The following is an 11,716-nucleotide window of genomic DNA, read 5'->3' on the forward strand; positions in this document are numbered from 1 at the left end:
ACTAAAATCCACAGTGGATGTACGTGGTCGGGTCGGCGGCACCGGGGCCGAACTCGTCGAAGTCCATGTTGGCCAGTGCCAGGTTGCCGTGCACGCTCAGGACCTGCTCCGGAAGCAGCCGGAACGGCTGACCAGCGGGCGACTCCACGTCGTCGTCGTAATCCTCGTCGTCGTCGTCGAACTCGTCATCCTCATCGTCGTCGAGCTCGTCGTCATCGTCGTCCTCGTCGTCGACCTGGACGGCGAGCAGCGGCTGCTCACCACGCATGGTCACGGCGTCGGCGACGAAGAAGACCGGCAGGTGGTCGTCAGCCGCGACCGCCGCCCGGATCTCCTCGATCGTGGCGCCGTCGAAGGCAGGGTCGTCGACGATGGCCGCCGGGTTGATGCCGGTGGGGAAGTCCGGGTTGTCGTTGCACCGGCGCAGCACCTGCTGCCAGGCCGCCTCGTCGGAGAAATCGGTGCGCACCACGCACGGCTCGAACTCCAGGTCGTCGGTGCGGACGATCAGCGGACGGGTGGGCACAGGTGGCTCCTTCGGATCGACGGCGACGCCGCCAGCTCGGCCGGCGGCAGCACGGCCCAGCGGCGCGGGCCGACCTCGCGGCATCGTAGCGGGACCGCCCCGGCCGGCCGGGGCGGACGCGTCACCCCTGGGTCACGTGTCGCAGGTGGACGTACGGGCGGCCGTCCGGGTCGTCGTCGACCTGAGCGTGTACGTCGTAGACCGCGCCGATCCGGGCCGGCGTCAGCACCTGTGCCGGTGGGCCGGCGGCCACCACCCGGCCGCCGTGCAGCAGCACGATCTGATCGCAGAACCGGGCCGCCAGGTTGATGTCGTGCAGGGCCGCTATCACGGTCGTCGGTTCGGCCGCCAGCCGGTGCAGCAGCTCCAGCTGGTGGCGGATGTCCAGGTGGTTGGTGGGTTCGTCGAGCAGCAGCAGCCGAGGTTGCTGCAGCAGGGCCCGGGTGATGTCGACCCGCTGGCGTTCCCCGCCGGACAGCGACGACCAGCGGCGGTCGGCGAAGCCGGGCAGTCCGGCGTCGGCCAGGGCCTGTTCGGCGGCGGCGACCTCCGCCGCCGTGGTCGCGGCGAGCAGCGGCCGGTGCGGGATCCGGGCCAGCAGCAGTACGTCACGTACCGACATGTCCACGTCGGCTGCGGTGTGCTGGCTGACCAGGGCCAACGTCCGGGCCAGTGTCCGGCGCGGGACGGTCGTCGCGTCGACGCCGTCGAGCAGCACCCGCCCGGTGTCCGGCCGCTGCAGCCCGGCGAGCACCCGCAGCAGGCTGGACTTGCCGGAGCCGTTCGGGCCGAGCAGCCCGACGAGGGTGCCGGGGGCGGCGTCGAGGGTGACGTCGGCGAGCAGCGGCGTACCGCGTACCGCCCAGCTGATCTTCTCGGCGCGCAGTCTCATGCCGGCGCCTGCCGACGGCGGATGAGCAGCGCGAACGCCGGCACCCCGAGCAGGGCGGTGACCACCCCGACAGGCACCTCCTGCGGCGCGAAGACGGTCCGGGCGGCGGTGTCGGCCCAGATCAGGAAGGTGGCGCCGATGATCGCGCAGGTGGGCAGCAGGATCCGGTGCCGGGAGCCGACCAGGAACCGGGCGGCGTGCGGCACGGTCAATCCGACGAAGCCGATCGCGCCGCTGGCCGCGACGAGGACCGCCGCCAGCAGCGCCGTGGTGGTGAACAGCGCCGCCCGGACCTTCGCCGGGGCGAAGCCGAGGGACTGGGCGACGTCGGTGCCGTAGGTGAACGCGTCGAGCGCCGGGGTGGCCGCCCAGCAGATTCCGACAGCCACGGCGGTGACGGCGGCGGCCAGCGCCACCGACGGCCAGCTGGCCATGGTCAGCGAGCCGAGCAGCCAGAAGGTGACGCCCCGGGTCTGCTGCGGTGAGGCGGCCGAGACCACGATCAGGCTGGTGACGGCGGCGAAGAGTTGGCCGACGGCGACCCCGGCGAGCAGGATCCGGGACGGTTCGGTCCACCGTCGGCCGGCCATCGCCAGGGCGGCGGCGAACGCGGCGACGGCGCCGACGAACGCTCCGCCGGTCAGCGCGGCGGTGCCGGCGCCGAGGCCGAAGACCAGCACCGACACCGCGCCGGTCGACGCCCCGGCGGAGATGCCCAGCAGGTACGGGTCGGCCAGCGGGTTGCGGGTCAACGCCTGCAGGACCGCGCCGCAGACCGCGAGGCCGCCGCCGACCAGGCCGGCGAGCAGGACCCTGGGGGTACGCAGGTTCCACACGATGCTGTCGGCCAGCGGCGGCAACGGGGTGACCGGGAGTCCGAGGTGGACGGCGTGGGTGCGGAACACGTCGGCGACGGTCAGGTCGGCGGTGCCGATCGTGGTCGCGGCCGCGATGCTCAGGGTGAGGACGGCTAGGGCCAGGGCGAGGACCGGCCCTCGGGTGCGGGCACCCCGTGCCGCCCGCACCCGGGTGGGACTCGCCCGTGGCGGCGCGATGGTCATCGGCGCGCGAAGACCACGTAGTCGTCGAGGTACTGCCAGATGGTGCCGACCTCGGCGAAGCCGGCGGTACGCAGCGCGGCGAGGTGGAACTGCAGCGGCGAGTCCGGCTGCCGCGGCCGGTCGGCGAAGCGCCGCTGCCGCTCGTCGGTCAGGGCGGCGAGGGCGGGGGTACGCGCCGCCTCGGCGTGCCAGGCGTCGTAGCGCAGCGCTCCGCTGGCGAACCCTTCCTGCTGGGTACGCTCGTCGTGCTGCTGGGCCAGCGTCGCCAGGGTCGGCTGCTCGGGGCCGAACCGCAGGTGGTCGGCGTTGAGCAGGATTCCGCCGGGGCGCAGCAGCCGGGCGGCTGCGGTGTAGACGGCGAGCAGTTGTGCCGGGGAGAGCCAGTGCAGGGCGGTGGAGCTGACCACCGCGTCGACGGTGTCGACGCCGAGCCGGTCGGCCCAGTCGTCGGCGACCAGGTCGAGGTCGCGTACGTCGGCGCGGTCGCCGTGGTCGGCGAGCGCGGCGGTGGCGATGCGCAGCAGCATCGGGTCGTAGTCGACGGCGACGCAGCGGGCGGCGGGCAGTTCGGTGAGCACCCGGTCGGTGAGGGCGCCGGGTCCGCAGGCCAGGTCGAGTACGGTCGCAGGCCGGTCGCCGAGGTACAGGCGCAGCACGTCGCGCATCGCCTGGAAGCGGTTCTCCCGGTGGGCGACGTACGCCTCCTGTTGGGTGTCCCACAGGTCGAGCAGCCGGCGGGCATCGGCCGGGGTGAGCTGGTCGGTCATCAGGTCGGTCATCGGGCTACTCCGTAGAGCCGGTGAGCTGGGCGAGGCCGGCGGCGACCGCTTCGACGGCGGTGACACTGCGCACGGACGGGTCCATCGAGGATCCGGAGACGGTGATGAACCGGCCGGCCTTGACGGCGTCGAGTTCGGCCGTGGTCGGGTTGCTCCGCAGGTAGTCGATCTTGGCCTGGGCGCTGTCGCCGTCGCCACCCCGGGTCAGGTCGGCCAGGACGATGACGTCGGGGTTACGGGCGGCGATCTCTTCCCAGTTGCCGGCCGGCCAGGTCTGTTCGGCGTCACCGTAGGCGTTGGTGACGCCGAGCTGGGTGCTGATCGCGTCGGGCAGGCCGCCGGATCCGGCGACGTACGGGGTGGCGGTGCCGGAGTAGTACCAGAGCAGGCTGGTGTCGGCCGGTGCGGTGGCGGCCGCGGTGGCGGCGTCGAGCCGGCCACGCTGGTCGGCGACGAGTTCCTCGCCCCGCTCGGTGACGCCGAAGATGGTGGCGATCTCGGTGATCTCGGCGAAGATGCCGTCGAAGTCGACCGTGGTATCGCCGGTGGCGGGGTCCTCGCAGGCGAAGCGGGACAGGTAGGCGGGCACGTCGAGGGCGGCCAGGTCGGCGCGCGGGCCGGCGGCCTCCGGGCCGTACGCGGAGGTGAAGGTGGAGTAGACGAAGTCGGGCGCGGCGTCGAGGACGGCTTCGCGGTTGGGGTAGAGGTCGGCGAGGACCGGTACGGCCGCGTAGTCGTCGGCGAGTTCGGGCAGCACCGGGTCGGTCTGGTAGCTGGTGCCGATCATGCGGTCGGCCAGGCCGAGGCTGAGCAGGATCTCGGTGGCGTTCTGCTCCATGGCGAGGGCCCGGCGCGGAGGTGCGGCGATGGTCAGCGTGGTGCCGCAGTTGGTGATCTCGACGGCGTCGGCCGCCGGGGTCGTGGCGGTGCCGGCGTCGGCGTCGGTGCTGGCGGTGGCGCAGCCGGCCAGGCCGACCGCCAGCGCCACCGCCAACCCGGCAGAAACGGTAACGGTTTTCATGTCGGCAAGCTAGCATGGTCGAACCGCAGGTCAACCCAGGGGTCCGCAGGTCAGCCCGGGATCACCCGCCGCGCCTTCCGCAGGTTGACGATCAACTCGTCACGGTTCTGATGTGCGTGCCGGAGCCAGGCGGGTTGGCCGGGACCACTGCGCCAGGACTCGGCCAGCGGGCTGTTGTCGACGGTGTCGAACCCGAACTGGTCGTACAGCCGGGTCACCAGCGCCACGGCGTCCGGGAAGTTGCTCGACACCGACAGCGCCAGCCGGTCGGGGGCACCCGGCGGCCGTCCGGAGGTGAGCAGCCGGGGAGCCTGGATGTGGGTGAACGCCTTGGCGACCTTGGACGTCGGGAGTTGTTCCTGACGGAGTTCGTGGACCGTCTTCTCTCCGGAGTCGAGGACCGGAATGTTGCCGTCGCGCCAGACCATGTAGTTGTTGGTGTCCAGCACGACCTTGCCCGCGAGTTCCTCGACCGGCATGTCGTTGACGACCTTGAGAGGCACCGCCACGACGGCGAAGTCGCCGGCGGCTGCGGCCTGTGCGGCGGACGCCGCCCGCGCCATCGGGCCGAGCTCGGCGACGAGGCCCGCCAGCGTCGCCGGTCCCCGGGAGTTGGCGATGACGACCCGGTATCCGACCGACACCGCCGCCCGCGCGATCTGGCTGCCGACCTCGCCGGCACCGATGATCCCGATCGTCGTTCCCACTGTCTGTGTCTTCGGTCGGTCAGCCACTGTCCCTCTCCTGTCCCGTCACAACCTGCTCCTTCCCGATCGCGCCCACCAGCCCGCCTTTTGTACCGATCGGTTGGGAGGAACCGTAACAGATTCTGTACCGATCGGTCGGTGAGCCCGGTCACGATCTGTACCGAGCGGTAAAGTGGGCGCATGGGCACAGGGACACACCCCGCCGGCCGACCCCGGGCCTTCGACGAGGAGGCGGTCCTCGACCGGGCCACCGAGGCGTTCTGGCAGTACGGCTACGAAGGCGCCTCACTGAGCATCCTCACCGCCGCGATGGGCATCAACCGGCCCAGCCTGTACGCCGCGTTCGGCAGCAAGGAGCAGCTGTTCCAGCGCGCCTTCGCCCGCTACCAGGACACCCAGCTGGCCGCCGTGCGCACCGCGCTCGACCAGCCCACCGCGTACGCCGCTATGGAAGCGTTCCTGCGCGCCAGCGCCGACGGCCTCACCGCCGACAACCACCCCGCCGGCTGCCTCTCCGTCCAGGGCGGACTGAGCTGCTCGCCGGAGAACACCCGGATCACCGAGATGCTGGCCGCCGGCCGGGCCGCCATCGAAGCCGCCGTCGCGCAACGGCTGTCCCGCGCGGCCGAGGACGGCGACCTGCCCGAAGGCGTGGACGTCCGGGCGCTGGCCCGGTTCGTGATGTCGCTCAGCGAGGGCCACGCCGTGCAGGCGGCGGCCGGTGCCAGCCGCGAGCAACTGCACGCGTCCGTCGACATCGCGCTGCGCGCGGTCGCCGGGTCACCACGCTGACCGGCGGCTTCACCGAGAAGCCGAGCGCATCAACCGGCGACGAACCGGACCCGCAACAGCGTCGGCCAGTACTTGCCGGTGATGAGGAACTCGTCGGAACCGGGCACGGCGGCGATGCCGTTGAGCACGTCGGCGCCGGCCCGCTCGGCGTCGCTGAGCAGCCCGGCGGCATCCACCTGCCCGGTCACCGCACCGGTGGCCGGGTCGATCCGGACGATCTCGTCGGTCTGCCAGACGTTCGCCCAGACCACGCCGTCGACGCACTCCAACTCGTTGATCTGCGTCAACGGCGTACCGGCCCGGGTCACCGACACCGACCCGGTCTCGGCGAAGCTCGCCGGATCCCGGAAGGTCAACTGGTCGCTGCCATCGCTCATCACCAGCCGGTCGGCGGCGGTGTCGTGGCAGATGCCCCACCCCTCACCCGTGTAGTCGACCCGGCGCCGCTCGGCCAGGGTCACCGGGTCACGCTCGTAGGCGACCCCCTCCCGCCAGGTGATCTGCCACACCCGTGAGTCCGCCACGGTGATGCCCTCACCGAAGTCACCCGCCGGCAGGGCGACCCGCCGGCGTACCTCACCGGTGTCGAGATCGACGACCCGCAGCTCGGACTCGCCGTACTGGCCGGTGCCCTCGTAGAGGTCGCCGTCGTGCAGCTCCAGCCCCTGGGTGAAAGCCGCCGGGTCGTGCGGATACCGCTCCAGCACCTCGACCCGCAGTCGCTCCACCGACTCCGGGGCCGTATCGGGGACGACCGGCACCACCGCCGGGTCGGACGTCGTCGCGCATCCGGCGACCAGCAGCCCGGCGACCAGCAGCGCGGGGAGCACCGCCAGCGGAACCATCCGACGTGACCGCACGCCACCACCTCCAGCTCGGCCGACGACACACCTGCCCGGGTGCCGTCGTCGACCAGTCTTGCGCATCGTCGGCGGTGGCTGCCGATGTCGACGCGCCGCGAGTCACATCTCGATGACGTACTTCGAGCGGGGGTGCTCGGCGGCGAAGACCCGCATCGCCTCGGCGGCGTCGGCCAGGGGGAACGTCCGCTCCACCGGCGGCACGATCCGATGGGCCTCGATCAGCTCGGTCACCTCGCGCAGCGACCGCTGGTCCGCCACGGCCAGGTAACCCGCCAACCGCTGGCCGACGAACGGCGACCAGGCAAGGGCACGCGCCAGCCGGGGCAGCGGCCCGAGCCACCGCCCGCCGGCACCGCCGCACAGAATCAACGTCCCGCGCGGGGTCAACGCCCGGCGGCAGTCGGCCAGCCGGTGCCGGCCGGCCACGTCGAGGATCAGGTCCCACCGCCGGCCGGTCCGGGTGAAGTCCTGCCGGGTGTAGTCGATCACGTCGGATGCGCCGAGCCCGCGCACCAGCTCCACGTTGCGGGTCCGGCAGACTCCCGTCACCTCGGCGCCGAGCGCCGTCGCGAGAAGTACGGCGAACGTGCCGACGCCGCCGGAGGCGCCGTTGACCAGCACCCGTTGACCGGGCTGGAGCCGGCCGTGTCGGTGCAACCCCAGCCAGGCGGTGACCCCGGCCAACGGCACCGTCGCCGCCTGCGTGACCGTGAGGTGCGCCGGCCGGTGCCAGGCCCGGTCGGCGGGTACGGCGGCGTACTCGGCGAAGCTGCCGGTCTCGATCTCGGCGTACACGGCGTCGCCGGGGCGGAAGTCGGTCACCGCCGCGCCGACCGCGACCACCTCCCCGGCGACGTCGCGGCCCCGGACCGCCGACTTCGGGCGGGTCAGGCCCAGGGCCAGTCGACCGAGGTACGGCTCACCGGTCATCAGCACCAGGTCGGCGTAGTTGATCGAGGCGGCCCGGACCCGTACCAGCAGCTCGGAGTCGGTGATCGACGGACGCGGCAGCTGCCGCACGGACAGCACCTCGGCGGACCCGTAGCGGTCCTGGGCGAGAGCGCGCATCGTGGCGGCAAGCTGGTTGGTGCTCTCGGTGCTCTCGGTGCTCATTCGACGGTCCGTAGGATCTGCTCGATGGTGTTGGTCCGCGAGCGCAGCTCGGCCAGGTCGGCGGCCACCCGCTGCTGGGCGTCGAGGGAGTTCGCGGCGAGCTGTTCGTACCGTTGCACGAGCTGGCGCATCGCTTCCTCCTGGCCGGCCAGGATCCGGGTCTTGCGGAACTCGTGCAGAGTGGCCATGACCGCCACGATCAGCACGACCCCGAGGGCGAGCACCCCGAGGACGAGGATGGTGCCGGGCCAGGTGGCAGACTCGGCGGCCTGCGCCGCGTGGACGTACATCAGGACTTCTCCTTGCGCGCGGGACCCGATGCGGACGGGTCCGGTTCGGTGAGGGTCGCCGCGGCTGCGGCCAGGGTCGCCGGGGTCAACCGCAGGTCGACGTCGACGACCTCGTAGTACTTCATCGCCTTGCCGTCGGCGGAGAGCTCGAGGTTGCCGACGATCAGACCGGCGGCCTCCAGCCGCTGCAGGTGCATGTGCAGCAGCGGCCGGCTGATGCCGATCTCCCGGGAGAGATGGCTGACGTAGTCACGGCCGGCGGCGAGCCGACCGATGATCCGCAGCCGCAACGGATGGGCCAGCGCCGCCAGCTTCTCGACCAGGTCGTCACCGGAGGGCGCCGCCGATGTCATCGCTCTCCTTCACGTGTCAGAATCTTCTTACACGTGAAAGAGTAGCAGACCTCAGCTGGTTCGGAGGCGGATCGGTGCCTCGATGCCGTCCTGGATCAGCTCGCCCCACCACCCGCGCCAACGTCAACGCCGGCCGGGGACGGCAGGCCGGTCGAAGTGTCCGTGGTCGCTCCGCCACCTTCCACAGGCACCCACAGGTTTTCCACACCTTTGTCCACAGGCCGCGCCCGGTTGACGACATGGCGGTGCACACGACCGCGCTCACCAAGGCGTACGGCAGACAGCCGGTGCTGACCAGCCGGTGCTGACCAGCCGGTCGGGAACAGCGTCGGACCGGCGCTGGCCTGGTGCGCGGGCATCGCCGCCGCGTCGGTGCTCGCCGCCGGCTGGTTGTTCCGGTCCCGTACCAGCTGCTGAAGCGGGCCGCGCGGTCGACGGATCGCCCAGGGACCTCACGGGCTGTGACTGTCCGGAAGGCAGGTACGCGTTCAGCGAGTATTCCTGTGAGGAATGATTATTCCTCACAGGAATACTGGTCTAGCGCAGTACGTGTCCGCCAGGTTCGGCCGCGCAGCGGCGAAGGTGAGCCCGCACCGCCTAGGGTGAACCGGTGACGAGTATCTCCTGGACCGAGTCGTACCTCGGTCAGCTGCGGGCGTTGGCCGGCGACCGTACGTTGATGTTCGTCGGCGCCCGCTGCGTGGTCCGCGACGCCCACGACCGGGTCCTGCTGATCCAGCGCTCCGACAACGGGCTGTGGGCGCTGCCCGCCGGTGCGATGGAGCTCGGTGAGTCGATCGCCGGCTGCGCCGCCCGCGAGGTCTTCGAGGAGACCGGGCTGCGGGCAGCCGGCGTGACCCCGTTCGCCATGCACACCGGCGTCGACTACACCTTCACCAACATGTTCGGCGACACGTACCAGCTCTTCGTGACCTGCTTCCGGGTCGACGGTTTCAGCGGGGACCTGCTGACCAGCACCGACGAGACCACCGACGCCGGCTTCTTCGACCCCGACGCGCTGCCGACGCCGCTGGCCGGCACCGTTGGCGAAACCCTTTCCGACCTGGCCGCCTTCGAGCACTCCGGCCAGCTCGTCCTCAAGTAGGCCGGCCGGACGGCCCGTCAGCCGGCCAGGTCGGCGGCGGACGTCGTCGACTCCTCCAGCTCACCGCGCAACTCCCGGTCCGGCAGCACCAGGGTGATCAGCACCGCGATCAGCCCGACCAGCCCGGTCACCAGGAACACGGTGTGCAGCGACTCGACGAAGGCGTACTGGATGGCCTCCCGGACCGGATCGGGCAGCGCCAGGATCGCCGACGGCTGGTCGATCGAGATCTCGGTGCCGCCGGCCGCGGCCACCGACGCCGCCTGCTCCGGCGGCAGCTGGGCGACCGCGCCGGGCATCCGGTCGGCCAGTTCCCCGGTCAACCGGGCGTTGAGCACCGCACCCAGGATCGCCACGCCGAACGAGCCGCCCAACGACCGGAAGAAGGTCACCGCCGAGGTGCCGGCCCCCAGGTCCCGCAGCGGGATCGCGTTCTGTACGGCGAGCACCAGCGACTGCATCGATAGTCCCAGCCCGACGCCGATGATCACCATCATCAGGAACGCCAGCCACAGTGAGGTGTCCACCTCCAACCGGGTGAACAGCAGGCCGCCGAGCACCAGCGAGACCGAGCCGGCCACCGGGAACCACTTGTACCGCCCGTACCGGGTCATCGCCCGGCCCGCGACCACCGAGGTGACGATGATTCCCGCCATCATCGGCAGCATCAGCAGTCCGCTGGCGGTCGGCGAGGCACCCTTGACGATCTGCAGGTACAGCGGGATGAAGATGATCGAGCCGAACATCACCAGACCGAGCACGAAGCCGGCGGCGGTGGCCAGCGCGACGGTCCGTTCCCGGAACAGCCCCAGCGGCAGGATCGGCTCGGCGACCCGGGACTCCTGCATCAGGAACAGCACGGCGAGCACGGCACCGGCGACGAACAGGCCGATGATCAGCGGGGAGCCCCAGGGGTACTCGCCGCCGCCCCAGCTCAACGCCAGCAGGATCGCGCTGACCCCGGCGACCAGCAGGGTCGCGCCGAGCCAGTCGATCGCGTGATCACGACGCTGGAACGGGATCAGCCGCATCACGTACCAGCAGATCACCATGGCGACGATCGCCAACGGCACGTTGATGTAGAAGATCCACCGCCAGTTGGTCTCGGCGAAGTAGCCGCCGACGAGTGGACCGGCCACCGACGACAGGCCGAACACCGCACCGAACAGCCCCTGGTAGCGGCCACGCTCACGGGGCGAGACCACGTCGGAGATGATGGTGAACGCCAGCGTCATCAGGCCACCGGCGCCGATGCCCTGGATGCCCCGGGTGACGATCAGCTGGGTCATGTCCTGGGACATGCCGGCGAGCAGCGAGCCCAGCAGGAACGTCCCGATGGAGAACAGGAACACCGGGCGGCGGCCGAGCAGGTCGGCCGTCTTGCCGTACAGCGGGGTGGAGGCCGTCGACGCCAGCAGGTACGCGGTCACCACCCACGAGTAGTGGTTGATGCCGCCGAGCTCGCCGACGATCGTCGGCAACGCCACGCCGACGATGGTCTGATCCAGCGCGGCCAGCAGCATGCCGGTCATCAGGCTGCCCATCAGCAGCATGATCTGCCGGTTGTTGAGGGCGGGCGCGACCCGTTCCTCGGTGGTTGTCACGGCTTCTCCTCTTCCACCCGCGGACACCGGTCCGCCGGATCGGTCCCCCCGTAGCGGGCGTTGATCGTTTCGTTCAGCCGGGTGAGCAGGCGTTTGAACTCGGTCGCCTCGTCCGGGGTCCAGTCGGCCAGCAACTCGCGCATCGCGTTCACCCAGATGGCCCGGTTGCGGGTGAAGACCTCCTGGCCGAGCGGCGTCGGGGCGATCACGCTGGCCCGCCGGTCGGTCGGATCCGGGGTACGGGTGGCCAGGCCGGCGGCCTCCAGGGCGGCCACCTGGCGGCTGACCGTGGACAGGTCCAACGCCATGTCCTCGGCGAGCACGCTGAGTCGCGCCGGCCGGTCGGCGACCCGCACCAACAGGGTGTACGCCGCCCGCTCCAACGGCGGGTCGAAGCGCAACCGCTGGTAGAACATGTGCACCGAGCGGTGGAAGACGCCGAACTGCTTGCCCAGTGCGATCAGTTCGGCGTCGGATCCGCTCAGTGGGTCGGCCTGCGTCGCCACCTGCACCCCATCCAATAGTTGCTTGCTACAAGCATTCTGTCACGCCAGCGGCGGATGGCGAGCCGATTTCCTGTGATCCCGGACAACACCGGGCAGGTTTGGTC

14 protein-coding genes are annotated in these 11,716 nt (G+C 71.3%); 2 read left to right on the forward strand and 12 right to left on the reverse strand.

The window, feature by feature from the left end; translation table 11 throughout:
• Window position 1: 1 nt before the first annotated feature.
• From O7623_RS18095 to O7623_RS18120, 6 genes are all read right to left on the reverse strand, one after another.
• The gene (locus tag O7623_RS18095) at window positions 2-526 is read right to left on the reverse strand and encodes a hypothetical protein (protein ID WP_282224210.1); all 525 of its coding nucleotides are present in this window, start codon (window positions 524-526) and stop codon (window positions 2-4) included.
• Window positions 527-647: 121 nt separating this feature from the next.
• Window positions 648-1,418: an ABC transporter ATP-binding protein gene (locus O7623_RS18100; RefSeq protein WP_282224211.1), complete on the reverse strand. Its 771-nt coding sequence runs from the start codon at window positions 1,416-1,418 to the stop codon at window positions 648-650.
• Entirely contained in the window at window positions 1,415-2,479 is a 1,065-nt protein-coding gene (locus tag O7623_RS18105; protein ID WP_282224212.1) for an iron chelate uptake ABC transporter family permease subunit, read from the reverse strand. The genes O7623_RS18100 and O7623_RS18105 overlap by 4 nt, the downstream gene beginning before the upstream one ends.
• A complete protein-coding gene (locus O7623_RS18110) occupies window positions 2,476-3,258 on the reverse strand; it encodes a class I SAM-dependent methyltransferase (protein ID WP_282224213.1) in 783 nt (260 codons plus the stop codon). The genes O7623_RS18105 and O7623_RS18110 overlap by 4 nt, the downstream gene beginning before the upstream one ends.
• A 4-nt stretch (window positions 3,259-3,262) precedes the next feature.
• The gene (locus O7623_RS18115) at window positions 3,263-4,279 is read right to left on the reverse strand and encodes an ABC transporter substrate-binding protein (RefSeq protein ID WP_282224214.1); all 1,017 of its coding nucleotides are present in this window, start codon (window positions 4,277-4,279) and stop codon (window positions 3,263-3,265) included.
• Window positions 4,280-4,329: 50 nt separating this feature from the next.
• The gene (locus O7623_RS18120) at window positions 4,330-5,013 is read right to left on the reverse strand and encodes an NAD(P)-binding domain-containing protein (protein WP_282224215.1); all 684 of its coding nucleotides are present in this window, start codon (window positions 5,011-5,013) and stop codon (window positions 4,330-4,332) included.
• 153 nt (window positions 5,014-5,166) lie between these two features.
• On the opposite strand from O7623_RS18120, the gene O7623_RS18125 reads away from it, so the two are divergent.
• On the forward strand, window positions 5,167-5,778 hold the full coding sequence (locus O7623_RS18125) for a TetR/AcrR family transcriptional regulator (RefSeq protein ID WP_282224216.1): 612 nt from the start codon (window positions 5,167-5,169) through the stop codon (window positions 5,776-5,778).
• Between the two features lie 29 nt (window positions 5,779-5,807).
• Here O7623_RS18125 and O7623_RS18130 read toward each other — a convergent pair whose 3' ends face one another.
• The 4 genes from O7623_RS18130 to O7623_RS18145 form a co-directional block, all read right to left on the reverse strand.
• Window positions 5,808-6,638 (reverse strand): glutaminyl-peptide cyclotransferase, encoded by an 831-nt coding sequence (locus O7623_RS18130; RefSeq protein ID WP_282224217.1) that lies wholly within the window; start codon window positions 6,636-6,638, stop codon window positions 5,808-5,810.
• A gap of 102 nt (window positions 6,639-6,740) precedes the next feature.
• Window positions 6,741-7,709 (reverse strand): NAD(P)-dependent alcohol dehydrogenase, encoded by a 969-nt coding sequence (locus O7623_RS18135; RefSeq protein ID WP_282229459.1) that lies wholly within the window; start codon window positions 7,707-7,709, stop codon window positions 6,741-6,743.
• Between the two features lie 41 nt (window positions 7,710-7,750).
• Complete coding sequence (locus tag O7623_RS18140; protein WP_282224218.1) at window positions 7,751-8,044, reverse strand: hypothetical protein; 294 nt, start codon at window positions 8,042-8,044, stop codon at window positions 7,751-7,753.
• On the reverse strand, window positions 8,044-8,397 hold the full coding sequence (locus tag O7623_RS18145; RefSeq protein ID WP_282224219.1) for a winged helix-turn-helix domain-containing protein: 354 nt from the start codon (window positions 8,395-8,397) through the stop codon (window positions 8,044-8,046). The genes O7623_RS18140 and O7623_RS18145 overlap by 1 nt, the downstream gene beginning before the upstream one ends.
• Before the next feature lie 679 nt (window positions 8,398-9,076).
• Here O7623_RS18145 and O7623_RS18150 point away from each other — a divergent pair.
• A complete protein-coding gene (locus O7623_RS18150) occupies window positions 9,077-9,502 on the forward strand; it encodes an NUDIX domain-containing protein (protein WP_282229460.1) in 426 nt (141 codons plus the stop codon).
• 17 nt (window positions 9,503-9,519) lie between these two features.
• On the opposite strand, the gene O7623_RS18155 is transcribed toward O7623_RS18150, so the two are convergent.
• Both O7623_RS18155 and O7623_RS18160 read right to left on the reverse strand, forming a co-directional pair.
• A complete protein-coding gene (locus tag O7623_RS18155) occupies window positions 9,520-11,106 on the reverse strand; it encodes an MDR family MFS transporter (protein ID WP_282224220.1) in 1,587 nt (528 codons plus the stop codon).
• Window positions 11,103-11,612: a MarR family winged helix-turn-helix transcriptional regulator gene (locus O7623_RS18160; protein WP_282224221.1), complete on the reverse strand. Its 510-nt coding sequence runs from the start codon at window positions 11,610-11,612 to the stop codon at window positions 11,103-11,105. The genes O7623_RS18155 and O7623_RS18160 overlap by 4 nt, the downstream gene beginning before the upstream one ends.
• Window positions 11,613-11,716: the final 104 nt, after the last annotated feature.

Origin of the sequence: Solwaraspora sp. WMMD791 (genome assembly GCF_029581195.1) — a bacterium.
GTDB lineage: Bacteria > Actinomycetota > Actinomycetes > Mycobacteriales > Micromonosporaceae > Micromonospora_E.